Below are 23,193 nucleotides of genomic sequence, written 5' to 3'. Positions count from 1 at the left end.
GAAATCCGACGCGTCAGCGGCGATATGGGGGGCGGAGATCGGCGCGGGCGAAGGCTTCGCCAATCTGGTCAGGGCCGGAAGGCAGCAGCCACAACGAAATCCCCTTCGGGTCGTGTTCGGTCTCCACCCTTCGCTCGAGCGTGATGCGAACGAAAAGGGGCGGTCTTTCGACCGCCCCTTTCGCACGTTCGGGGCCGAAATCAGCGCCCGACGCCCAGTTCCTCCAGCAGGCGCGGCTGGTCATAGACGTTGCGCAGCGCCTCGGTGATGGCGGCGGTCGAGACCGACACCGTGCGGTTCAGCTCGCCGTCGTAGCCGAAGCTGCCGCCCAGCGAGTGGATGTTGCCGTCGAACGCCGCGCCGATGACTTCGCCGGCCGCGTTGATCACCGGCGAGCCCGAGTTGCCGCCGATGATGTCGTTGGTCGAGACGAAGTCATAGACCACGTTCTTGTCGATGCGGTTCTCGGCCTCCAGGAACTTCTCGGCCGCATTGAAGGGCTCCGAGCCGGTGGCGCGTTCGTACAGGCCGCCCATGACGGTGGTCGGCGGCACGGTGACGCCGCGGTAGGTCCAGCCCTTCACCTGGCCGTAGGACAGACGCAGGCTGAAGGTGGCGTCCGGATACAGGTTGTCGCCATAGACAGCGAACCGGGCCTGGGCGACGCGCTCGGCGGCGCGGGCGGTGGGCACAGCGACCTTGGCACCCCATTCCGCCTGCAGCGCCGCCATCTGATCGGCGTTGCGCATGGCCAGATCGATCATCGGGTCGTTCAGGGCAGCCAGTTGCTCAACGGTCATGTCCAGCGCCGCAACGCGATAGGCCGGCTCGTCCAGACGCGTCCCGTCGACAACGCGCTCGGCCAGGGCCTCGGGGCTTTCGCGACCCAGCAGGGTCTGAACGCCGGCGTTGTCGACCGTCAGATACTCCCGCGTCTTGGACAGCCAGAAGCCGAGGCGAATCTCCTCGAGGTCGGCCGAGATCGGCGTCTCTTCCTGAAGCCGGGCGCGCACGCGCGCCACGGCGGCGTCGTTGAAGCCGGGGCCCCGCTGATCCGTCGGCTTAGCCCGCTCACGCGCCATGCCGACGATGGCGTTGGCCATGCCGTACAGGGTGGAGCCGCCGCCGGCCGCGGTGACCAGCTGGCGATAGGGGACCGCCAGGTCGCGGGCCGCGGCTTCGACGGTCTCAAGCTCGGTCCAGGGATCGCCGATGCGTTGCTGCAGGGCCGGGTCGGCCGCCACGCGCTGGCGCAGTTCGGCCTCTTCCTGCTGCTTGCGGCCGAAGAAGGTGGGATCCAGCAGGGCTTGCTGCTGGCCGTACCAGACCTTGAAGCTGTTCTCGAGGCCGAAGATCGGGTCGACCGAGACGCGCTTGGCCTCGTCGCCCGTGGCCGAATAGGCCAGCAGACGGCCGCGCAGTTCCGAGCCCTGGATCAGCTGCAGCGGCAGCTGCTGGTCACGCAGACGCTCCAGCTGGGCGACGGTCAGCAGGCGCTGGGTCGTGCCTGGGTTGCCGGCCACGAAGGTCACGTCGCCCTCGCGCGGCGCGGTGGCGTTCCACTTCAGGTGATTGGGGGTGGCGGCCGGGCGGCCGTCCTCGTAGGCGCGCAGGAAGGCGCCGTCGAGCGCATAGCGCGGGAAGTTGAAGTTGTCGGGGTCGCCCCCGAAGAAGGCGGCCTGGAACTCGGGCGCGAAGACCAGGCGCACGTCGTCGTACTTGCGGAACTTGTACAGGGCGTAGCGGCCGCCGCGGTAGAAGCTGATGACCTGGCAGGTCAGCTCGGCGTCGTCGCCGCAGTTCTCCTGCTGGATCCTCTGGGTCTCGGCGCCCCGCGCCTGGATGAAGGCGCCGCCTTCCAGGCCCTGACCGGCGGCCAGCACGCGATCGGTTACGTCGACGATGTCGGTCAGAACCTCGGCCGTCTGGCCGGGGCACTGCTTCTCTTCCTCGCGGGTGGCCGGCATCCAGCCGTTCTTGACGTAGTCGTTCTCGGCCGAGGACAGCTCCTGGACGCAGGACACGACGCAGTGGTGGTTGGTCAGAATCAGGCCTTCGGGCGAGACGAAGCTGGCCGAGCAGCCCTGAATGCGCACCGCGCCGCCGCGCACGCGGTCCAGCCAGGCCTGGTCGATCCGCGTGCCGTACTTGTCGTTGACGGTCTGGATTGGAAAGTTGTCGAAGGTCCACATGCCTTCGTCCGCCTTCGCGGCCGAGGCGGGCAGGGACAGAAGGGTAGTGGCGGCCATGAGCGCGCCCAGCGAGGCGCCCAGCCGGAATGCGGCGATGGACATGCGGCGGTTCTCCCATTCGCCGGCGGCGTCAGGCCGTCTCGGCTGTTATCGTGTAACCTGCGTCAGCCTGACGCGGCAGATTGCCCATAGGCCTGTCGCCCGTCGCCTGCAAAGGGGGTTGAGCGCCTTACCCCGATTTAACTTGGCCCCGGCCGCCCATCCCGTCAGATAACGAAGTCAGTTCAGGGGGCTTTCCGTTTTCATGTCGCTCGCGCTTTCCACGCTGCTGTTCGAGTGGCGCCGCTACATGGCGGCGGTGATGGCGCTCGCCCTGTCGGGACTGCTGGTCCTGGCCATGACCGGCGTCTTCATCGGCATCGGCAAGGGGTTCACCGCCCAGATCGAACGGTCGCGCGCCGACATCATCGTCATGCAGCCGGGCGCCAAGAGCCTGATGGGTGGGCCGTCGGGCGTGCCGCGTCGCTTCATTCCGCTGGTCTACAACCATCCTGACGTGCGCGAAGTGCGCCCGCTGGCCGGTTCGGGCGGCTCGTTCCAGAGCGTCAAGAACGTTGATCCGACCATGAGTCAGGCGGACCGCGCCAAGCAGGGCGCGCCGCGCCAGCGCTTCGTCCAGGCCAGCGTGATCGACACTGCGCCTGACGCCGTGACCATACCGACCGACTATTCCCAGGAGCTGGTGGACGCCCTGCGCCAGCCCTACACCATCGCCATCGACGAGACGGCGGTTCAGGTGCTGGGCGTCAGGCTGGGCGAAAAGGCGCTGTACAACGGCCAGACCGTGACCGTCGCCGGCATCACCCGCGGCTATCCGAACATGATGCAGCCGAGCATCGTCATGAGCCGCGACACCATGCGGATGCTGGGCCAGACTAGTGAATCCAGTCCTCGCGTGGGTCCGTTGATGGTGGCCCTGGACAATCCCGCCCGCGCCGCGACCGTTGCGGCCCAGCTCAATGAAATTGGCAATGGCCAGTACAAGGCCTGGACCCGTCAGGAACTGGCCGACGCCAACTCGGCCGCCATGTTCGAGGAAGGCATCCTGGTCATCATCATCGGCGGCTGCGTGGTGCTGGGCATCATCATCGGCGTGGCCATCACCTGGCAGACGCTGCGGGGGGCCATCATGGCCAACATCAAGGAGTTCGCCTCGCTGCGGGCGCTGGGCGTGTCCATGGGCTCGCTGCGCAGGATCGTGGTCGAGCTGAGCTTCTGGGTCGGCGTCGCTGGCGTGGCGGCGGCCATCCTACTGACCTGGCTTGTGAAATGGCTGGCGTCGGCCAACGCCGTCATCATTTCGCTGCCGCCCATGCTGCTGATCATCGTCGGCGGCGGGCTGATCCTGATCGCCATGGGATCGGGCCTGCTGTCGCTCGGCATCCTGAAGAAGAGCCAACCGGCGGACCTGCTGCGATGAACGCTCACACCACACTGCACGGCCGGCACGGCTCGCCCGCCATCGAGGCTTCGGGCCTGGTCAAGCGCTTTAAGAGCGGCCGCGCCTTCGTCGAGGTGCTGAAGGGCGTCAGCTTCGATGCGCGCCACGGCGACCTGACCATGGTCATGGGGCCGTCTGGCTCGGGCAAGTCGACTCTGATCGCCGCCCTGTCGGGCCTGCTCAAGCCCGAAGAGGGCCGGGTGGACGCGCTGGATGTCGACGATCTGTGGAAGCTGTCGTCCAGCCGGATCGACAAGTTCCGCCTGGCCAACTGCGGCTTCATCTTCCAGGGCTTCAACCTGTTCCCGTCGCTGACGGCGCTGCAGCAGGTCGAGACGGTGTTGAAGTATCAGGGCCTATCCAAGTCGCAGGCGCGCAAGCAGGCGACCCTTTCGCTGGAAGAGGTCGGGCTGGGTCATCGCCTGAACCAGCGGCCGTCGGCCCTTTCGGGCGGCGAAAAACAGCGCGTCGCCATCGCCCGCGCCCTGGCCAAGAACCCCAAGATCCTGTTTGCCGACGAACCGACCTCGGCCCTGGACGGCGAGAACGGCCAGGTGGTCATCCGCCTTTTGCGCCGCGCCGCCACCGAACACGGCGCCGCCGTCATCTGCGTGACGCATGACCCGCGCCTGGAGGCCTGGGCCGACCGCGTGATCCACATCGAGGACGGCGTCATCATCGACGATCAGCGCCGCATCCCCAATCCCGACGCCGTGCTGGCGTCGCACTGACCCTGCCTTAGGACCTTCGACATGCCCGCCTTCCTGAAGAACAAGTGGCTCTGGATCGGACTGCTGCTGGTCATCGTGCTGGTGGTCGGCTTTCTGTTCATGCAGAGCGCCAACGCCGCCAAGACGACCGAAGCCGAACGCGCGGCGGCGACAAAGGTGGAAAGTCCCTATGCCGCCATCGCCAACGGCCGCGTGGACGTCGAGGGCGGTCTGATCCAGATCGCGGCGCGTCGGGGCGGGGTGGTCCGCTCTGTCCTGGTTCAGGAAGGCGACCGCGTCACCGCCGGCCAGATACTGGCTCGCCAGGAAGACGACGAACCGCGTCTGGCCGTGCAGCGCGCCCAGGCCGAGGTGGCCCAGGCCGAAAGCCAACTGGCGGCAATCCGCGTCGACATCAACACCGCTCAGCGTGAGCACGACCGCCTGGCGCGCCTGGTCGACACTAACTTCGTCGCCGCCGCCCGGATGGATCAGGCCCGCGACGCCATCTCGACCGCCCAGGCGCGGCTGGCCTCGCAGCAGGCCTCGGTCCAGACCGCCCGCGCGCGCCTGAACGAGGCGGCCTATAATCTGGAGCTGACGGTCATCCGCGCGCCCATGGCCGGCCGGATCGTGCGTCGCTACGCCAACCCGGGCGCTGGCGCTTCGACGCTGAACGTCTCGACCATGTTCGACCTGGAGCCCGACGCGCCACGCATCGTCCGTGCCGAGATCGTCGAGAGCGACATCCCCAACATCGCCGCCGAGCAGGCCGTCGAGATCACGCCCGAAGGCGACCCGTCCAAGGTCTATGTCGGCGCCGTGATCCGCCGCGCGGCCGTCTTCGGCGCCCGCAAGCTGGCCTCCGACGATCCCTCGCAGCGCACCGACGAGCGCGTAGTCGAGGTCGTGGTTTCGGCCAATGACGCGCCGCTGCTGATCGGCCAGCGCGTGCTGGTCAAGTTCATGAAGCCCGGAGAGACTGCGGGCGCAGCACGCGAAGCCGCCGTCGGCGTGCCCGCTAACCGCGCCATGCGCACGCCAGCCAAGGCCTGACGATCAGCGCCCGGTGAAGGTCGCCGGGCGCTTTTCCAGAACGGCGGCCACGCCCTCGGCATGGTCCTCGGTGAGGTGGGCCAGGGCCTGCATGGCCGCGGTCATTTCCAGCATCTGATCGAAGTTCACGTCGCGACCCTGGCGCAGCAGGGCCTTGGCCATGCGCAGGGCGTGAGGCGGCTGGGCGGCGACCTCGCCGGCCAGGGCAAGCGCTTCGTCCATCAGGCTTTCAGGGGTGGTCAGCCGATTGATGAGACCCCACTCCAGCGCCGTCTCGGCGTCGATGGAGCGGCCGGTGAACAGCATCTCGGCGGCGCGGACGTAGCCGACATTTCGCGGCAAGAGCCAGGCTCCGCCGTCGCCGGGCACGATGCCCAGCTTCAGGAAGGGCACGCCGAACCGGGCCTGGGTCGAGGCCAGGCGCAGGTCGGCCAGGCCGGCGATGTCGCAACCCAGCCCCATGGCCGGCCCGTTGACCGCCGCGATCAGCGGAACCTCGAGCCCATACAGAGCGCGCACGATGCGGTGGACCACCCGGCGATACGCCTGACGCAGGTCGGCGCCGCCGCCCTGGAAAAGGTCACGCTTGTCGCGCATGGCGGTCAGGTCGCCGCCGGCGGAAAAGGCGCGGCCCGCGCCGGTCAGGATCACGCAGCGGACCTCGGAGTCGGCGTTCGCCGCCTCGCAGGCGCGGGCGAAGGCCTCGCCGTCGTCTAGGTCGGGCAGGGCGTTCAGGCGCTCGGCGCGGTCCAGGGTCCAGATCTCGATCGGGCCCCGGCGTTCGACGGCGATCAGGCTCATGCGCTTGTCTCCTAAAGTCTTCCGGCCATGCCCGGCCCGCCGCCGCGCCGCAATTGAAAAACCCCGGCCGTTCTGACCGGGGTCTTGAAAGACTCAAAGGTGCGCGCGTTTCAGCGGCGCAGGCGCTTTGGATCGATGGGCACGAAATTGGACGGGTGGCTGACCACGCGGTCGGCGGCCCCGTTCGTCTGCTTCGTGTTCACCAGCATCCCCCCGAAAAGGGCAAAGGACAGCATGGCGTGTTGGAGGTTGCGGTTTCTATCGTTCATTATTGGCGTCTCCTTTCGCTAAAACGATGAAAAGAGACGCGTCGTGCTTGTCGGGGGATTTCACCCTTCTCAGTCGTTTCGCGTCAGAGCCTATGTCGCATTTCTGTCATGAAAAGTCAAGGTTGGTGTCATGAAGGGTCCGCCGCGCGCGATCCCCACGCCTTGCGTGCAGGTCTGTGTGGTGGATGGCCCGTCCAGCCTGTGCCTGGGCTGCTATCGCACGCTGGAGGAAATCGGCTGCTGGTCGCGGCTGGAGCCTAGCGAGCGCGAGCGCATCATGGCCGAACTGCCGTCCCGCGCCGGCCGCATCGCACCCGGACGCCTGACGCCTGGTTAGATTTGGGCAACCACATCGCTTCACCTCGTCCAAAGGCGGCCGTGGCAGGTTTGGGCCATGTTCCGCTTCGACCCCCGCTCCATAGCCGTCGGCGCCCTGGCCCTGTCAGCGGCGATGACGACCGCCTTCTGGCTGGATCGGATGGCCGGCCCGGCCCAGGCGGCCGAACCGGCTGCGCGCGTCGCGCGCGCCGACGACGGCCATTACTGGGCGCGCGCCTCGATCGAGGGGCAGGCCGTCGATCTGATGGTGGACACCGGGGCCAGTCTGGTCGTCCTGACCCGCGCCGACGCCGAGCGGTTGGGCTATCGGCTAGACGAGGCGGACTTCAGCCTGCGCCTGAACACGGCGTCGGGGGCGGTGGCCGCTGCGCCGATCCGCCTGGCGTCCATTGATGTCGGCTCAGCGCGTGTGGAGCGTGTGGCCGCCCTGGTCGCCGCTGACGGCCTGCCGCATTCGCTGCTGGGCATGAGCTATCTGGGGCGGCTTTCAGGTTTTGAGGCGACGCCCCGTGCCCTGACGTTGCGCGGCTGACACGGTCCCCGATCAACCACCCGCATTACGCGAACGTAATGTAACCGGACACGTCGCCGCCACGTTTGGGCCGGAGCGGAAAAGTCCGGCGTCGCGCGACGGATGCGACGACCCAACTCGTTTGTGTGTGATGACCATGCGCCTTACCTCCCTGCTCGCCGCCACGGCGCTCAGCTCCACGCTCGCGGCGACAGCCGTCCAGGCTCAGACGACGCCTCAAACCCCGCCGCCAGCCCAGGACGATCAGGTCTATGATCTGGGCGAGGTCGCGGTGACGGCGGCTCGGCAACGCGGCTCGGTGGACAGCGATATTCCGCCGGACATCGTGCTCGACGAAGCGGCGATCCGCACCTATGGCGCCGGCAATATCCAGGAACTGATCGCGGCGCTCGAGCCCCTGACCCAGTCGAGCCGCGGGCGTGGCGGCGGTCAGCCGATCTTCCTGCTGAACGGCCGTCGGGTGTCGAGCCCGCGCGAGATCTTCAGCATCCCGACCGAAGCGCTGGAGCGGACCGAAATTCTGCCCGAGGACGTCGCCCTGGCCTATGGCTACCGCGCCGACCAGCGGGTCGTGAACTTCGTGCTGAAGCCGACCTTTCGCTCGGTGACCTTGCAGGCCGACACCCGCGTGGCCACGGCGGGCGGGCGCACCCAGCTGGGCGCCGACGCCGATTTCTTCCGGGTGGACGGCCTCAATCGCTCGACCTTCGACATCGAATACCGCAAGGCGTCCGCCCTGTTCGAGGATGAGCGCGACATCGTGCGACTGCCCGACGGGGACCAGATCAGCCCTGACGATCTGAGGGCCTATCGCACCTTGCTGCCGCGCACCGAGTCCGGCGAGATTTCCGGCTCGATCACTCGCGACCTGTCCTCGACGCTGGCTGGCACGATCAGCGGCGAAATTCAGGATCAGTCCAGCAAGAGCTTCCTGGGCCTGCCCGGCGCGGTTCTGAGCCTGCCGGCCGACAGCCCCTTCTCGCCGTTCGCGGAAGACGCTCTGGTCTATCGCCTGCTGAATGCGCCTGAGACGCTGACGCGTGACGTCGACACGCGCACCCTCGAGGGCAGCGGTCAGCTGGACGGCTATCTGGGCGACTGGCGCTGGACGCTGACGGGCAACTACGCCCGGGTCGAAACCGACACGCGCACCGGCCGGGGTCTGGACACCACCGCGCTTGAGGCGGGCGTCGCCGCTGGAACGCTGGATCCCTTCGGCCAGTTGGATGCGACCCAGTATCCCGTACGGCCCGCCGATACGGCCAATTCCGTGTCGAGCACCGCAGGGGCCGAGATGGTCGTGCGCGGTCAGCTGTTCGAACTTCCCGCCGGCGGCGTCAATGCAACCCTGACCGCTGGGGCCGACACCCGTTCGCTGGATTCGACCAGCGTCAGGTCCGGTGTGACCACCGACCGCTCGCAGTCGCGCGACCGCGGCAACGTGGGGGCCAACCTGAACCTGCCCATCGCCAGCCGCGACCGCGAGGTCCTGGGCTGGATCGGCGACCTGTCGGCCAACTTCAACGCCGGTTATCAGGAGCTGTCGGACTTCGGCGGCCTGACCAGTCTGGACGTCGGCCTGAACTGGTCGCCGACCGAGAAGATGTCCTTCAACATCGGTTTCGCCGGCGAAGAGGGCGCGCCCAGTGTTCAGCAGCTGAACGATCCGTTGGTCCTGACCCCGAACGTCCCGGTGTTCGACTTCGCCACCGGCCAGACGGTCAACATCACCCGCATCGACGGCGGCAATCCGGACCTGTCGGCCGACGATCGCTCGACCCTGCGCCTGGGCATGAACTTCCGCCCGTTCGAGAGCCAGGATCTGCGGCTGCAGGCCAACTACACCCGCAGCGAGATCAAGAACTCGATCGCTACCTTCCCGACCATTACGCCGGACTTGGAAGCGGCCCTGCCCGAACGTTTCGAGCGCGACGCCGACGGCAACCTGGTTTCCATCGACGCCCGGCCGCTGAACTTCGCCAGCACCAATCGCCAGGATGTCCGCTGGGGCCTGAATTACTCGCGCGCTTTCGGCACGCCGACGGCGCCGCAGCGCGGCCAAGGTGGTCCGGGCGGTCAACGCGGACCTGGCGGCGGTCCTGGCGGCGGAACCGTCGTCATGAGCTCGGGCGGTCCGCCGCCAGGCGGCGGCATGCAGTTCCGAGGGGGTCCGGGCGGGGGCGGCGGTCCCGGCGGGCGCGGACGCGGCACGCAGATGCAGCCGGGCCAAGGGCGGTTCAACGTCTCGCTGTTCCACACCTACCGCATCCAGGACGAGATCCGAATCCGCGACGAACTGCCGGTCATCGACCTGCTGGACGGCGCAGCGGTGGGCTCGCGCGGCGGTCAGCCCCGCAACGAAGTGCAGTTCCAGGCCGGCGTGTTCAGAAACGGCTTCGGCGGCTTCCTGAACGCCAACTGGCGCGACAGCACGCGCGTGGACGGCGGACCGACGGGCGAGACCCTGTTCTTCGACGATCAGACGACGGTCAATCTGAACCTGTTCGCGGATCTGTCGTCACGCACGGCTTTGATCGAACGCTACCCCATCCTGAGGGGCGCACGCGTCACCCTCGGCGTCGAGAACCTGTTCGACAGCCGCCTGCAGGTGCGCAACGCCCTGGGGGAGACGCCGCAAGGTTATCAGCCCGACTATCTGGACCCGCAGGGCCGGGTGGTGCGTCTGACGCTGCGCAAGCTGATCTTCTGACCGGAGCCTCGCGTTCTTCGAGGCGTTCAAGGCAGGTCAGCACCAGGAGCCGACCATGATTCAGCGCGCCTTCGTCATCGCCGCGATGACCACGGCCCTCGTGGCCTGCGGTCAGGCCGAACCGTCGCCGTCCGCCACGCCTGCGGTCGAGCCCGCCCCTGTCGAGGCCGGTCCCGTCGCGTGCCGCAGCGCCGACCTGCAGCTGGCCACGGCCGGCGAGGACGCCGGGATGGGCAATCGGGTGTCGGTTCTGTCAGTTCTCAATCGCGGGGATGGGGCCTGTCAGCTTGTCGGCTATCCGACCGTGACCTTGGTCGACAAGGTCGATCGCCCGCTGGGATCCATCGAGGCGCGACAGCATCCGGGCAATTATTTCAGCCAGGGGGACGCGCTTCGGCCTGTGGTGGTCCAACCTGGCGCGCGGGCCTATTTCGACCTGGCCTGGAACGTGATCCCCCACGAAGGCGACGGCGAGGTCGTCTGTCCCATCGCCACGACTGTCAGGGTCGCCGCGCCCGGCGACGGCGCCTTCGCCATGCTGACGATGGAGCTGACGCCCTGCGGCGGCTATGTCCGGGTCAGTCCTTTCCGCCCGATGGCCGAGGATGAAGCGCCAGCCTCGCCGCCGGCCTGATGCGGGGTTCAAACCGTCGCGAAAAGCGCGTAGCGGAGACGCCATGACCGCTTCCGACACACAGTCCTTCCACGACCGTATCGCCGCCGAACTGGCCGACATCGACAGCCAGGGCCTGACCAAGCCCGAGCGCGTCATCGCCAGCCGGCAGGGGCCGGTGATCACCGTCAACGGCCGCGAGGTGTTGAACTTCTGCGCCAACAACTATCTGGGCCTGGCCGGCGACGACCGGGTGGTAAAGGCCGGGATCGAAGCGCAGGAGCGCTGGGGCGCCGGCACGGCCTCGGTGCGCTTCATCTGCGGCACGCTGGAGATCCACAAGGAGCTGGAACGCGCCATCGCCGACTATCTCGGCTTTGAGGACGCCATCCTGTTCGCCGCCGCCTTCGACGCCAACGGCGGCCTGTTCGAGCCTCTGTTCGGGGCCGAGGACGCCATCGTCTCCGACAGCCTGAACCACGCCTCGATCATCGACGGCGTGCGGCTGTGCAAGGCCAAGCGCTATCGCTTCGCCAACTCCGACATGGCCGAGCTGGAGGCCCAGCTGAAGCAGGCGCGGGCCGACGGCGCGCGCGACATCATCATCGCCACCGACGGCGCCTTCTCGATGGACGGCTATGTCGCCGATCTGAAGGGCGTGCGCGAACTGGCCGACCGCTACGGCGCGCTGATCATGGTCGACGACTGCCATGTCACCGGCTTCATGGGCGAGCGCGGGCGCGGCTCGTTCTCGCATTGCGGGGTCAAGGTGGACTTCGTCACCGGCACCTTCGGCAAGGCGTTGGGCGGGGCCATGGGCGGCTTCATCTGCGCCACGGCCGAGGTGGTGCAGCTGCTGAAGCAGCGGGCGCGGCCCTATCTGTTCTCCAACGCGCTGAGCCCCGCCGTGTGCGGCTCGTCGATCGAGGCCATCCGCATCGCGGGCGGAGATGAGGGCGACGCCCTGCGTCAGCAGCTGTTCGCCAACGCCAGACGCTTCCGCGCGGCGATGACCGAAGCCGGCTTCGACCTGCTGCCGGGCGAGCATCCGATCATCCCGGTCATGCTGGGCGACGCCAAGCTGGCGCAGGACATGGCCGCGCGCATGCTGGAGCTGGGCGTCTATGTCATCGGCTTCTCGTTCCCGGTGGTGCCGCGCGGCCAGGCCCGCATCCGCACCCAGATGTCGGCGGCGCACACCTTCGAACAGATCGATCAAGCGGTCGCGGCGTTCACGATGGCCGGCAAGGAATTGGGAGTAATCAAATGATGACCGACACCATGAAGGCCCTGGCCAAGACCAAGGCCGCCGAAGGGCTTGAGCTGATCGACGCGCCCATTCCCGTCGCGGGCGACGAAGACGTGCTGATCAAGGTGCACAAGACCGCCGTCTGCGGCACCGACATCCACATCTGGAACTGGGACGAGTGGTCTCAGAAGAACGTGCCGGTGCCGATGATCACCGGTCACGAATTCTCCGGCGAGATCGTCGCTATCGGCAAGGACGTCGACCGACGCCTGAAGGTCGGCCAGCGCGTCTCGGCCGAGGGCCATGTCATCGACTTGAACTCCGAGGCGGCCCGCGCCGGCCACTTCCACCTGGACCCCGACACGCGCGGCATCGGCGTTAACCGTCAGGGCGCCTTCGCCGAATACGTCGTGGCCCCGGCCTTCAACGTCATCGAGCTGCCCGACGACGTGCCCTATGAGATCGGCTCGATCCTGGACCCGTTCGGCAACGCCGTGCATACGGCGCAGCAGTTCGACCTGCTGGGCGAGGACGTACTGGTCACCGGCGCCGGGCCCATCGGCATGATGGCCGCCGCCGTCGCGCGCCACGCCGGCGCCCGCACCGTCGTGCTGACCGACATCAACGACTTCCGCCTGGAGCTGGCGCAGAAGGTCGCGCCGGGCGTGCGCACCGTGAACACCACCAAGGAAGACCTTAACGACGTCATGCACGAGCTGGGCCTGAAGGTCGGCTTCGACGTGGCGCTCGAGATGTCGGGCTCGCCGATCGCCTTCAAACAGTGCGTCGACACCCTGATCATGGGCGGCGGAATGGCGCTGCTGGGCATTCCGTCCAAGCCCATGGAGACGGACTGGGGCGCGATCATCCTCAAGGCGCTGACCATCAAGGGCGTCTATGGCCGAGAGATGTTCACCACCTGGCGCAAGATGCTGGGCCTGCTGAAGGCCGGGCTGGACCTTCAGCCGCTGATCACCCACCAGCTGCCGTACCAGGACTTCGAAAAGGGCTTCGAGGTCATGAAGGCCGGCAAGTCGGGCAAGGTCGTCCTGGACTGGGCGGCCTGATCTAGGCCTTCAGCACCTTCATCAGCGCGGCCTCGAAGCTCTTGGCGTCGGGGCCGGGCAGCTGGTCGGCCAGTTCGCCGGCCTCGAACAGGCTGAACACCGTCGGGTGCACATAGCTGGAGCGGCAGACGGTCGGCGTGTTGCCCAACAGGCCCGCCACCGCCTTGACGCAGACGGTGATCTTTCGCTTGGCGTCCGTGGGCGAGGTCGGAGCCTCGACGTCGCGCAGGGCGCGGGCGGCCGAGACGGTGCCGGCCCAGGTGCGGAAGTCCTTGGCCGAAAAGTCCTCGCCCATCGCCTGGCGGATATAGGCGTTCACGTCGTCCGAGGTGATGGGGCACAAGTCGCCGTCGGCGTCGCGATATTTGAACAGATGCTGGCCCGGCAGCTCGCGCATCGCCTTGACCACCGTGGCCAGGCGCCGGTCACGCACGCTGACGCGGTGCTCGACCCCGCTCTTGCCTTTGAAGGCGAAGGTCAGGCCCGTGCCGTCCACCTCCAGGTGCCGCTTGTTCAGCGTGGTCAGGCCGTAGGACCGGTTCTGCTTGGCGTATTGCGCATTTCCGACCCGGATCAGGGTGATCTCCAGCAGACGCACGGCGGTGGCCAGCACCTTCTCGCGCACCGGACCCTTCTTGCGCAGATCGGCGTCCACCTGCGCCCGCAGTTTCGGCAGGGCGCGGGCGAAGGCGGGCAGGCGGTCGAACTTGTTGGTCGAGGCGTGCGAGGTCCAGTCGGCGTGATAGCGGTACTGTTTGCGGCCCTTCACGTCGCGGCCGGTCGCCTGGATGTGGCCCGTGGCGCGCGCGCAGATCCAGACGTCTTCCCAGGCCGGGGGGATGGCCAGGGCGCGGATGCGGTCCAGAACCTTGGCGTCCTTGATCGTCTTGTCGTTGCGGTCGCGATAGCTGAAGCCCTTGCCGGCGCGACGGCGGCGGATGCCCGGCTGGTCGTCCGAGCACCAGGTCAGGCCCTCGGGAACCTCGATGTCGGGCGCGAAGCCCGCTGAACCATCCGCCATCATCATGTCTCGCTCGCAGGTGACGGCAACGGCGGCGTAGGCTCGCCGGTTCCTCTTGACCGCGACGGACGCGCGGGGGACGAGCGGGAATGAACTATCGCCACAGCTTCCACGCCGGAAACTTCGCCGATCTGGTAAAGCACGCCCTGGTGCTGCGGCTGCTGGCGGATCGGCAGGCGGCCGGTCCGGTCACGGTGATCGACACCCACGCCGGCGCCGGCCTGTACGACCTGTCAGGCGACGCCGTGCGCTCGCGCGAGGCCGAGGCCGGGGTGCTGCGCCTGATGCAGGCCGCCCAGCGCCCGCCGGCCATTCAGACCCTGGCCGAAGAGGTGGCGGCGCTGAACGCGGGCGAGGCGGTGCGCTTCTATCCCGGTTCGCCGCTGCTGGTGGCCCGCGCCCTGCGTCCCGGCGACCGCTACGTCGGTTTCGAGCTGAACCCGCCGGTGCATGATCTGCTGGTCGAGGCGCTGAAGGCGCACGACCGGGCGGGCGCGGTCGAGGGCGACGGCTATGCGTTGGCCGAGGCGGAGGCGCGAAAGGTCAAGGCGCCTCTGGTGCTGATCGACCCGCCGTTCGAGCGCCCCGACGACTATCTGCGCGCGGCCGAAACGGGGGCGGCGATCACGCGGCGCGACCCGGCGGCCGTGGTCGCCGTTTGGACCCCGCTGAAGGACATGGAGACCTTCGACGGCTTCGTGCGCCGGCTGGCGAGCGCGGGCGTCAAATCCGCCCTGATGGCCGAGGCCCGGCTGCGACCGCTGAACAACCCCATGAAGATGAACGGCTGCGCCATGACGGTGCTGAACCCGCCGCCCGGCGCCGAGGGCGCGGCGCGCGAAATCTGCGGCTGGGTCACCGCCGAGCTGGGCGACGCCGGCGCGCGCGCCGAAATCTGGAGCCTGTAGATGACCAAGCCCATCGCCATCCTGGAGACCGGCCGCCCGCCCGAGGGCCTGGTCGACGCCTTCGGGAACTATCCATCCCAGTTCCGCGCCCTGCTGGGCCCCGAGGTCGAGACGCGCAGCTTCGATGTCCAGGCCGGTGAACTGCCGGATCCAGACGCCTTTGCGGGGGCCATCGTCACCGGGTCGGCGGCCGGCGTCTATGAGGATCACGCCTGGATCGCGCCCTTGATGGACTGGCTGCGCGACGCGCGCGGCCGCACGCGCCTGGTGGGCGTCTGCTTCGGCCACCAGGCCATGGCTCAGGCCTTTGGCGGCCGGATCGAGAAGTCGGACCGAGGCTGGGGCGTGGGGCTGCACCGCTACGACGTCGTGTCCGAAGAGGCCTGGATGACGCCCCCGGCGCCAACCCTGGCCATTCCCGTCTCGCACCAGGATCAGGTGATCGATCCCGGCCCGGGCGCGCGGCTGATCGCGCGCAGCGACTTCACGCCCTTCGCCGGCCTGGCCTGGGGCGATGACGCCATCAGCGTCCAGTGCCACCCCGAGTTCGACCCCGCCTATGCGACCGCCCTGGTCGAGGGCCGCCGAGGCCGCATCGACCCCGCCCTGGTCGACGACGCGGTCCAGAGCCTGAGCCAGCCCGACGACCGCCCCCTGCTGGGCGCGTGGATCAGACAGTTCCTGAGAGGTTAGGCCTCACGGCCACTTCACCACGGGCGGCATGGAGCTGAGGATCGACTCGACGTTGCCGCCGGTCTTCAGGCCAAACATCGTGCCGCGGTCGTAGAGCAGGTTGAACTCGACGTATCGGCCGCGGCGGACCAACTGCTCCTCGCGCTCCTCGAGCGTCCAGGGCTCGACCATGCGGCGGGCGACGATGCGGGAATAGACGTCCAGGAAGGCCTCGCCGACGTCGCGGGTGAAGGCGAAGTCGCGGTCATAGTCGCCGCTGTCGTGGTGGTCGTAGAAGATGCCGCCGGTGCCGCGCGGCTCGTTCCTGTGCGGCAGGAAGAAATATTCGTCGCACCACTGTTTGAAGCGGGCGTGCCAAGTCGGGTCGTGGGCGTCGCAGGCGGCCTTCATGGCAGCGTGGAAGTCGACGGTGTCGGGCGCGTCGTCGCGGCGATCGACGTTCAGCACCGGCGTCAGGTCGCCGCCGCCGCCGAACCAGCTCTCGGTCGTGGCGATGAAGCGGGTGTTCATGTGCACCGCCGGCACGCGCGGGCTGACCGGATGGCAGATCAGGCTGATGCCCGTGGCGAAGAAGCGCGGGTCGTCCGCCGCGCCGGGCACGGTCCTGGCGTAGTCGGCGGGGAATGTCCCGTGAACGGTAGAGACGTGCACGCCCACCTTTTCGAATAGGCGGCCGTGCATCATGCCCATGACGCCGCCGCCGCCCTCGGGCCGCTGCCAGGGGGTGCGCACGAAGCGGCCGGGTTCGCCGGGGAACAGCTCGGCCGGCGCCTGATCCTCCAGCGCCTCGAAGCCCGCGTGGATGCGGTCGCGCAAGGCTTCGAACCAGGCCCGCGTCTCCACCTTCTTGAGGGCCAGGGGATCGGTGACGATGTCGCTCATGGCGGGGCTTGAAGCACGCCGGGCCGCCGCGCGCCAGCCTGAAGACCACAAATCTATTAGGGCTATTTCGGCGTGAAAAAGGCCGCGACGGGTGAACCGTCGCGGCCTTGTCTATACACCGCAGGACGATCAGGCCTGGGCGACGCCCTTGCCGCCGTTCGACGGACGGCGGCGACGCGGACGGCGCTTCAGTTCGCCATCCGGCTTGGCCGCGACCGGCGTGGTGCGCTCGCCGGCCAGGGGGTTGTAGGTCGCAGCCGGACGGTCGGCGTGATGCGTGCGATCGCGCTGGCCGCTGGGCTTGCGCTGGCGGTGCGGCTGGCCGCCGCCCTCGGGACGGACGCCGTCGCGACGCGGGTTGCGGCGGCCGCGCGGCTGCTGCTCGGACTTGCCCGCGCTGTCGATGCTGGCCTTCTTGCCCACGCCCGACGCCATGATCGAGGCGTCCAGCAGGCCGAGGGCCTTGTCGTTGCGGCGGTCCACGGCCGGGATCTTCTGGCGCGTGACCTTCTCGATGTCCTTCAGCAGCTTCATCTCGTCGCCGGCCACGAAGCTGATGGCGGTCCCGTCCTTGCCCGCGCGGGCCGTGCGGCCGATGCGGTGGACATAGGCTTCGGGCACGAAGGGCAGCTCGAAGTTCACCACATGGGTGACCTTGTCCACGTCGATGCCGCGCGCGGCGATGTCGGTGGCCACCAGCACGCGCAGCTTGCCGGTCTTGAAGGCTTCCAGCGCGCGTTCACGCTGAGGCTGGCTCTTGTTGCCGTGGATGGCACCGGCTTCGACGCCGCCGGCTTCCAGATAGGCCGCGACCTTGTCGGCGCCGTGCTTGGTCTTGGTGAAGACTAGGCAGCGCGTATAGGCGGGGTCAGAGAAGAGCTCAGTCAGCAGGGCGCGCTTGCGGCCCTGTTCGACCCAGATCACCGACTGCTGGATGCGCTCGACCGTGGTGGCCTGGGGCGTGACCTGGACCTTGACCGGGTCCTTCAGCAGTTCACCCGCCAGCTTGCCGATCTCGGTCGGCATGGTGGCCGAGAAGAACAGGTTCTGACGCTTGGCCGGAATGCGGCTGACGATCTGACGGATGGGCTTGATGAAGCCCAGGTCCAGCATCTGGTCGGCCTCGTCCAGCACAAAGATTTCGGTCGAGGACAGGTCCAGGGTCTTCTGCTGCAGATGGTCCAGCAGGCGGCCGGGGGCGGCCACCAGGACGTCGAGGCCCTGCTGGATGGCGCGTTCCTGCGGGCCGTATTTCACGCCGCCGAAGACGACCGCGACGCGGAAGCCCAGGTGCTGGCCATAGGCCTTGAAGCTGTCGGCGATCTGGGTGGCCAGTTCGCGCGTCGGCGACAGGATCAGGCAGCGCGTGGTGCGCGGCTTGGGCGCGATGCGGTTCTCGGCCAGGCGATGCAGGATCGGCAGGGCGAAGGCGGCGGTCTTGCCGGTGCCCGTCTGGGCGATGCCCAGCAAATCCTTGCCGGCCATCACATCGGGGATGGCCTTCTGCTGGATCGGGGTGGGGGTCACATAGCCCTCGCTGGCCAGCGCGGTCAGCAGAGCCTTGTTCAGGCCCATGGATTCAAAGGTGTTGTTGCTCACGTCTCGTCTTTCGGTTCGCGACGGCGAACTCCGGCGCGCGTCGGGTCGAGAAGGCTTGGCCTTCTGACCGCGTGCCCACGAAGGATACGACGCCGTCATCCGCCAGGATGGCGGGGGAGTGGCGCCGCCCCGCGTGTCCGGACGACGAATGAATCTTGAGGAGCCGGCCGCTGCTACAGTCAGGTCCGACTTGCGAAGGACCCACACGCGCTGGAGCGCACCGGAAGCCGCAATTGTGCGACGCAGCGCAAATGGGCGCTTATGGCCGCAAAGTCAAGGCGGACAACCGAACCTCAGCCGGCCGCGACCTTCTCCACGATGAAATGGCGGCCCTGGCGATCCTCGATCTCGACCACCCAAAGGTCCGGGTCGTAGCCCCGCTGGCGGGTGATGTAGGCGTCCAGCTCGCTCTCGCTGTCGCTGGAAACCGGCTGCATCCACAGGCGCTCGCCGTCGGTCCCGAACGCCTCGGTGTAGAGCCGGGCGGTGCGGTTGGCTGTGTCGTAGGCCTTGACGATGACCGAACCGGCGCGCGCGTCGCCGCGCTTGACCACGGTGGCGAAGGCGCCCTCGATCTCGGCCCGGCGGATCAGGGCCGCCACCCACACGTCGGTGGAAATCAGCAAATCGCTAACCCTGCTTGGAAACGGGACCTAAGCCCTGGCGCCGCTAAGGCTGCGGCATGGAGATGCGTCATCTTGCCAGAAGGGCGGGACCGGTGACAGCGCTGGCGCTGGCGTCGATCATGGGTTCGGTCGCACCGGCGTTGGCCGGCGGCGACGCCATGGGCAAATACTATGAGCGCAGTTTCGTCCTGGCCGCGCATCAGCGCTGCGGCCTGTTCCAGCCCGAGGTCGCCGCCGCCCTGACCGCCGCCGCTTGGCAGGCGCGCGGCGCCGCGCTGCGCGCCGGGGTGACCGAGGCCGAGGTGGCCGCCCGCGCTGGCCGCGCCCGCGCCCAGGCCTCGGGCGTCGATTGCGGCTCGGCCGATCTGGTCGTCGTTCAGGGCCGAGTGAATCAGGGTTTCGAAGGGTGGCGGCGCACCGCGCGCATGACCTTCCCCGGCGACCGCGCCGCCTGGGCGGCGAACCGGGGCGCCTATTCCACCCCGACCTGGCGGCTGGCCCAGACCTCCAGCGTCGGCGCCTCGCCCGTGACGTTCGGGGCCGTCGGCGGGCTGGATCAGGCCGACCGGCTGGCGGCGGTGGTGTCCTTCGCCGGCAAGCCCCGGCCCTATGCCGCGCGGCTGGTGATGCGCGATCCCGATCTGGCGCCGCGCCCCTGGCTGTCGGGCGAGGGCCTGGCGCCCGAGCGCCAGAGCCGGGTCTTCCTGTCTTCGGGCTCGGCTACGGCCGACCGCCCACTGCTGGGCGACCAGCGCCAGGGCCAGCTGTGGACCTTCCCGGCGACGGCGGCCCAGGCCCTGTCCCGCCTGGACCCGCGCGAGGGTTTCACCGTCGAGTTCCTGTTCCGCGACGACAGCGTCGCCCGCGTCCGCTTTGAAGCCGGCGACTTCGCCGCCGCCCGCGCCTTCCTGGCCATGGGCGCGCTCTGACCGCCGCCTTTCAGGGCTGACCCGTCAGCCCAGGACGCGCACGCTGATCCGCTCGTCCCTGTCGCGCGGCATGACGACGACATGGCCGTCAAGGCGCTGGAAGTTCAGGTCCATCACGCCCCCGCCAACCTCGAGATTGGTGACGTTGAGCCGATCGATTCCCGGCGGAAGCATGGGACGATCAACCTCGACCACGCCGGTGCAGGCGTCGATCGACAGGCCCAGGGACGCCTGCAGCATCAGGAAGACCGAGCCGGCTGCCCAGGCTTGGGGCAGGCAGGCGACGGGGTAGGCGATCGGGGGTTCCCCGGTCTGGCGCTCGAAGCCGCAAAACAGTTCGGGCAGGCGCAGGTTGAAGTGGGCGGCGGCGGCGTTGATCTCGCCCAGCAGCATGGCGACCGCGCGCCGCTCGCCGTAGCGCGCCATGCCCGCCGCCGCCATCGCCGTGTCGTGGGGCCAGACCGAGCCGTTGTGGTAGCTCATCGGATTGAAGCGCGACTGGCCCTTGGCCAGGGTGCGCACGCCCCAGCCCGAGCGGAACTCCGACGACAGCATCCGGCGCGTGACCCGTCTGGCGCGCTCGGCCGACGGCAGGCCGGTGAACAGCAGGTGCCCGGCGTTGGAGCCGATGGATCGGCACTGCTCGCCGTCGCCGTCCAGGGCGATGGCGTAGAAGCCCTCGTCCTCCATCCAGAAGCGGTCCTCGACCAGCTGGCGCGTGCGCTCGGCCTTGACGCGATAGCTGTCGGCGCCCGCCTGACCGATCAGTTCGGCGAGGTCGGCCATGGCCTGCCAGGCCGCGTAGGCATAGCCCTGCACCTCCAGCAGTGCGATCGGGCCCTTGGGGAAGCGGCCGTCGAGGTGGAAGATGGAGTCTTCGGAGTCCTTCCAGCCCTGGTTCGACAGGCCGGTGTCTGCCCCCCGCTGATAGCTGATCAGCCCATCGCCGTTGAAGTCGCCGTAATCCGTCATCCAGCCGGCCGCCGCGACCAGATTGGGCCACAGGGCGCGGATCAGATCCTGGTCGCCGGTTCGGCGGCAGTAGGCGCCGGCCAGGGCGATGAACAGGCAGGTGGTGTCGACCCCGCCGTAGTAGAGGCCGAACGGCACCTCGCCGAGCGCGCTCATCTCGCCTCCGCGCGTCTCGTGCATGATCTTGCCCGGCGCGGAGTCCATGAAGGCCGAGACTTCGGTCGCCTCACGGCTGGCCAAATAGGTCAGCACGCCGCGCGCCAGGCTGGGGTCCAGCCACAGCATCTGCCAGGCGGTGATGATCCCATCGCGCCCGAACGGCGTCGAGAACCACGGCACGCCCGCATAGGGGTAGGGGCCGGTCGGCAGGTCGGTGGTCAGGAGCGCCACGTCGGCGCGGGACTGTTCAAGGAAATCGTTGAAGCGCGGACTGCGCGGGCCGCGCACAGAGGCGCCGCGCCGGCGCTTGGCGCGCATCGCCAGCCGGGCCTGCAGCGCGGCGACGCGCCAGCGCGCTTCGTCAGGCGCTTCGCAGCTGTCGATGCCGCATTCGACGTACAGGTGCATGCGGCCGTTCGGCCCCAGGCTGAACATGAACTCGGCCCGGCTGCCGGTCAGGCGAGCGGGAGGCTCGGAGAAGGCGAGGCAGCTCATACGCTCGACATCGTCGAGGCCGGTGTAACGGAAGGTCACGCGCCGACCGTCATGTCGAGGCGGCTCGGCCTTGCCGCGCTTGGCGCGGGCGGTGCCACGCACTTCGAAGATGTCGGCGAAGTCGGCGGCGAAGTCGAACGCCAGCGGCATCCACACCTCTTCGACGCCATGGTTGGCGATGGTGATCTTCTCGAACAGCCGGCGGTCCCAGACGAAGCGCCGCCGCTCGATGTGCAGAACCCCGCCGGGCGTCGACCGCTTGCCCATGGGGGGCAGGGGCCTGTTGGTCGAATGGCAGGTGAAGAAGACGTTGTCCTGGCTGACGCCCGAGCTCAGCCGCGACGGGCGCTGGCCGCCTACGGTCATAATCAGGCGCGACAGCATGCGCGTGTCGTTGTCGAACAGGCCGTCGGCCCCGCCGCGCATATCGCCCCAGCCGTCGGCCACAACAAAGGCGTCGCCCGACTTGAGCGCCATCAGGCGCTCGAGACCATCCTGCTCAACGGTCTCAACGGCGGGCGTCTGCACCGGATAGGCGTCGTCCATGAAGTCTCCGGCCAAGGCGAGGGCTGAGGGTCACAGCGGAATGCGGAGGCCGCGTGGCCGTTCCGGGGCCTTTGTCGGAAACTGGTCTTCAGCCGCGGGCCAGAAAGACCCGCTCTTCATTCGCCACCCGCAACGGCGCAATGCGGTCGTCCAGTGGCGTTTCGGCGAAGGGGCGACGAGCCAGCAGGTCGCCGTAGACATCCAGATAGCGCCGGGCCATGGCCGTCGAGGAAAAGCGCAGGTCGAACCGGGCGCGTATCGCCTCGCGGTCCAGCAAGTGCGCTCGTCCGGCGGCGGCCACAGCCTGCTCCAGGGTGTCGACCAGGAAGCCGGTGGCGCCATCCTCGATCACCTCGGGCGTCGAGCCGCAGCGGAAAGCCACGACGGGCGTGCCGCAAGCCATGGCCTCGATCATCACCAGGCCGAAGGGTTCGGGCCAGTCGATGGGGAACAGCAGGGCCTCGGCCCCGCCCAGGAAGTCGGACTTCTGATGGTCGCCGATCTCGCCGATGAACTCGATCAGCGGATTGCCGTCGATCATAGGCTTGATGACCGTCTCCCAATAGACCTTGTCGGCCGCATCGACCTTGGCCGCCATCTTCAGGCGCTTGCCAAGTTTGGTGGCGATCTCGATGGCGCGGTCCGGCCGCTTCTCGGGCGAGATGCGACCGAGGAAGGCCAGGTAGCCCTCAGACTGGGGCGAGAAACGATACAGGTCGCCGGGCATCCCGTGATGCACGGTCGCCTTCCAGTTGGCGGAGGCCAGCGGCCGGCGCTGATCGTCGGAGATCGAGACCAGGCCGAACTTCGGCCAACGTTCGTAGACGCCGCCGATGTCCTTCATGTCCAGGCGGCCATGCAGCGTGGTCAGCGTCTTGTCGGCATAGCGCTCGAACAAGGGGAACTGCACCATGTCGGTATGGAAGTGGATGACGTCGAACTCGTCAGCGCGCTTCAGCACTTCGGACAGCATGACCAGGTGGGCCGCCAGGTCAGACTTCAGCGGGGCCGGGTCCAGGCGGATCGCCTGATCGCGCACCGGGATCAGGCGCGCGCGCGTCTCGGCGTCGGCCGAGGCAAACAGGGTGACCTCGTGCCCCAGGTCAACCAGGGCGTCGGTCAGGTGGGCGACGACCCGTTCGGTGCCGCCATAGAGCTTGGGCGGCACGGCTTCGTAGAGCGGAGTGACCTGGGCGATTTTCATGCGGAAGCTCCCGCGCCCGCGACAGCCGGGCGCCAGAGTCGAGAAACCCGCGACAGCCTGTCGCGGTTCCGCAACGCACCATAGTTATTTCGTCAGCAAATATCGCAGCTTACAGTCGTT

At 68.4% G+C, this 23,193-nt stretch carries 21 protein-coding genes and 1 other RNA gene; 13 read left to right on the top strand and 9 right to left on the bottom strand.

The window, feature by feature from the left end; translation table 11 throughout:
• Window positions 1–31: 31 nt before the first annotated feature.
• An RNA gene (ffs, locus tag ACK4I0_RS05965) (signal recognition particle sRNA small type) lies at window positions 32–130 on the top strand.
• Between the two features lie 70 nt (window positions 131–200).
• On the opposite strand, the gene ACK4I0_RS05960 is transcribed toward ffs, so the two are convergent.
• A complete protein-coding gene (locus ACK4I0_RS05960) occupies window positions 201–2,294 on the bottom strand; it encodes a S46 family peptidase (protein ID WP_409608956.1) in 2,094 nt (697 codons plus the stop codon).
• A 202-nt stretch (window positions 2,295–2,496) separates the two neighbouring features.
• Between ACK4I0_RS05960 and ACK4I0_RS05955 the strand changes: the two genes are divergently transcribed.
• Genes ACK4I0_RS05955 through ACK4I0_RS05945 form a run of 3 tightly spaced genes read left to right on the top strand, consistent with a single transcriptional unit; the run spans window position 2,497 to window position 5,459 of the window.
• A complete protein-coding gene (locus tag ACK4I0_RS05955; RefSeq protein WP_409608954.1) occupies window positions 2,497–3,672 on the top strand; it encodes an ABC transporter permease in 1,176 nt (391 codons plus the stop codon).
• The gene (locus ACK4I0_RS05950) at window positions 3,669–4,424 is read left to right on the top strand and encodes an ABC transporter ATP-binding protein (RefSeq protein WP_409608952.1); all 756 of its coding nucleotides are present in this window, start codon (window positions 3,669–3,671) and stop codon (window positions 4,422–4,424) included. Before ACK4I0_RS05955 ends, ACK4I0_RS05950 begins: the two co-directional genes overlap by 4 nt.
• Window positions 4,425–4,445: 21 nt before the next feature.
• Window positions 4,446–5,459 carry an HlyD family secretion protein gene (locus ACK4I0_RS05945; protein ID WP_409608950.1) on the top strand — a complete coding sequence of 338 codons (1,014 nt, stop codon included), beginning with the start codon at window positions 4,446–4,448 and terminating at the stop codon, window positions 5,457–5,459.
• Between the two features lie 3 nt (window positions 5,460–5,462).
• Here ACK4I0_RS05945 and ACK4I0_RS05940 read toward each other — a convergent pair whose 3' ends face one another.
• Window positions 5,463–6,260, bottom strand: a complete 798-nt coding sequence (locus ACK4I0_RS05940; protein ID WP_409608948.1) for a crotonase/enoyl-CoA hydratase family protein — start codon at window positions 6,258–6,260, stop codon at window positions 5,463–5,465.
• Window positions 6,261–6,370: 110 nt separating this feature from the next.
• Entirely contained in the window at window positions 6,371–6,529 is a 159-nt protein-coding gene (locus ACK4I0_RS05935; RefSeq protein ID WP_409608946.1) for a hypothetical protein, read from the bottom strand.
• Between the two features lie 130 nt (window positions 6,530–6,659).
• On the opposite strand from ACK4I0_RS05935, the gene ACK4I0_RS05930 reads away from it, so the two are divergent.
• From ACK4I0_RS05930 to tdh, 6 genes are all read left to right on the top strand, one after another.
• Window positions 6,660–6,866 (top strand): DUF1289 domain-containing protein, encoded by a 207-nt coding sequence (locus ACK4I0_RS05930; RefSeq protein ID WP_409608944.1) that lies wholly within the window; start codon window positions 6,660–6,662, stop codon window positions 6,864–6,866.
• A gap of 57 nt (window positions 6,867–6,923) precedes the next feature.
• On the top strand, window positions 6,924–7,400 hold the full coding sequence (locus ACK4I0_RS05925; protein ID WP_409608942.1) for a TIGR02281 family clan AA aspartic protease: 477 nt from the start codon (window positions 6,924–6,926) through the stop codon (window positions 7,398–7,400).
• A gap of 136 nt (window positions 7,401–7,536) precedes the next feature.
• On the top strand, window positions 7,537–10,110 hold the full coding sequence (locus ACK4I0_RS05920) for a TonB-dependent receptor (RefSeq protein ID WP_409608940.1): 2,574 nt from the start codon (window positions 7,537–7,539) through the stop codon (window positions 10,108–10,110).
• A gap of 55 nt (window positions 10,111–10,165) precedes the next feature.
• Window positions 10,166–10,744 carry a DUF4232 domain-containing protein gene (locus tag ACK4I0_RS05915; protein WP_409608938.1) on the top strand — a complete coding sequence of 193 codons (579 nt, stop codon included), beginning with the start codon at window positions 10,166–10,168 and terminating at the stop codon, window positions 10,742–10,744.
• A gap of 43 nt (window positions 10,745–10,787) precedes the next feature.
• Window positions 10,788–11,993 carry a glycine C-acetyltransferase gene (locus ACK4I0_RS05910; protein ID WP_409608936.1) on the top strand — a complete coding sequence of 402 codons (1,206 nt, stop codon included), beginning with the start codon at window positions 10,788–10,790 and terminating at the stop codon, window positions 11,991–11,993.
• Window positions 11,994–12,004: 11 nt separating this feature from the next.
• The gene (tdh, locus tag ACK4I0_RS05905) at window positions 12,005–13,039 is read left to right on the top strand and encodes an L-threonine 3-dehydrogenase (protein WP_409609026.1); all 1,035 of its coding nucleotides are present in this window, start codon (window positions 12,005–12,007) and stop codon (window positions 13,037–13,039) included.
• 1 nt (window position 13,040) lies between these two features.
• Here the strand turns inward: tdh and ACK4I0_RS05900 are convergent, their stop codons facing one another.
• Window positions 13,041–14,066, bottom strand: coding sequence for a DNA topoisomerase IB (locus tag ACK4I0_RS05900; protein WP_409608934.1), 1,026 nt, complete (start codon window positions 14,064–14,066; stop codon window positions 13,041–13,043).
• An 83-nt stretch (window positions 14,067–14,149) separates the two neighbouring features.
• On the opposite strand from ACK4I0_RS05900, the gene rlmJ reads away from it, so the two are divergent.
• Together rlmJ and ACK4I0_RS05890 are read left to right on the top strand one after the other, a co-directional pair.
• Window positions 14,150–14,968 carry a 23S rRNA (adenine(2030)-N(6))-methyltransferase RlmJ gene (rlmJ, locus tag ACK4I0_RS05895; RefSeq protein ID WP_409608932.1) on the top strand — a complete coding sequence of 273 codons (819 nt, stop codon included), beginning with the start codon at window positions 14,150–14,152 and terminating at the stop codon, window positions 14,966–14,968.
• Window positions 14,969–15,661: a type 1 glutamine amidotransferase gene (locus ACK4I0_RS05890; protein WP_409608930.1), complete on the top strand. Its 693-nt coding sequence runs from the start codon at window positions 14,969–14,971 to the stop codon at window positions 15,659–15,661. It abuts the gene before it with no gap.
• Between the two features lie 3 nt (window positions 15,662–15,664).
• On the opposite strand, the gene hemF is transcribed toward ACK4I0_RS05890, so the two are convergent.
• The 3 genes from hemF to ACK4I0_RS05875 all read right to left on the bottom strand — a co-directional run bounded on the left by hemF (window position 15,665) and on the right by ACK4I0_RS05875 (window position 18,768).
• Window positions 15,665–16,534, bottom strand: a complete 870-nt coding sequence (gene hemF, locus ACK4I0_RS05885) for an oxygen-dependent coproporphyrinogen oxidase (RefSeq protein WP_409609024.1) — start codon at window positions 16,532–16,534, stop codon at window positions 15,665–15,667.
• 138 nt (window positions 16,535–16,672) lie between these two features.
• Window positions 16,673–18,118 carry a DEAD/DEAH box helicase gene (locus ACK4I0_RS05880; protein ID WP_409609022.1) on the bottom strand — a complete coding sequence of 482 codons (1,446 nt, stop codon included), beginning with the start codon at window positions 18,116–18,118 and terminating at the stop codon, window positions 16,673–16,675.
• 317 nt (window positions 18,119–18,435) lie between these two features.
• Entirely contained in the window at window positions 18,436–18,768 is a 333-nt protein-coding gene (locus ACK4I0_RS05875) for a DUF1491 family protein (RefSeq protein WP_409608928.1), read from the bottom strand.
• Window positions 18,769–18,860: 92 nt separating this feature from the next.
• Between ACK4I0_RS05875 and ACK4I0_RS05870 the strand changes: the two genes are divergently transcribed.
• Window positions 18,861–19,697, top strand: a complete 837-nt coding sequence (locus ACK4I0_RS05870; protein ID WP_409608926.1) for a hypothetical protein — start codon at window positions 18,861–18,863, stop codon at window positions 19,695–19,697.
• A 24-nt stretch (window positions 19,698–19,721) separates the two neighbouring features.
• On the opposite strand, the gene ACK4I0_RS05865 is transcribed toward ACK4I0_RS05870, so the two are convergent.
• Window positions 19,722–21,869: a glycogen debranching N-terminal domain-containing protein gene (locus ACK4I0_RS05865; protein WP_409608924.1), complete on the bottom strand. Its 2,148-nt coding sequence runs from the start codon at window positions 21,867–21,869 to the stop codon at window positions 19,722–19,724.
• A gap of 88 nt (window positions 21,870–21,957) precedes the next feature.
• Entirely contained in the window at window positions 21,958–23,073 is a 1,116-nt protein-coding gene (locus ACK4I0_RS05860) for a glycosyltransferase family 4 protein (RefSeq protein ID WP_409608922.1), read from the bottom strand.
• Window positions 23,074–23,193: the final 120 nt, after the last annotated feature.

Origin of the sequence: Brevundimonas sp., assembly GCF_046295775.1 — a bacterium.
Taxonomy (GTDB): Bacteria; Pseudomonadota; Alphaproteobacteria; order Caulobacterales; family Caulobacteraceae; genus Brevundimonas.
This window is presented reverse-complemented; position numbering and strand designations above follow the sequence as displayed.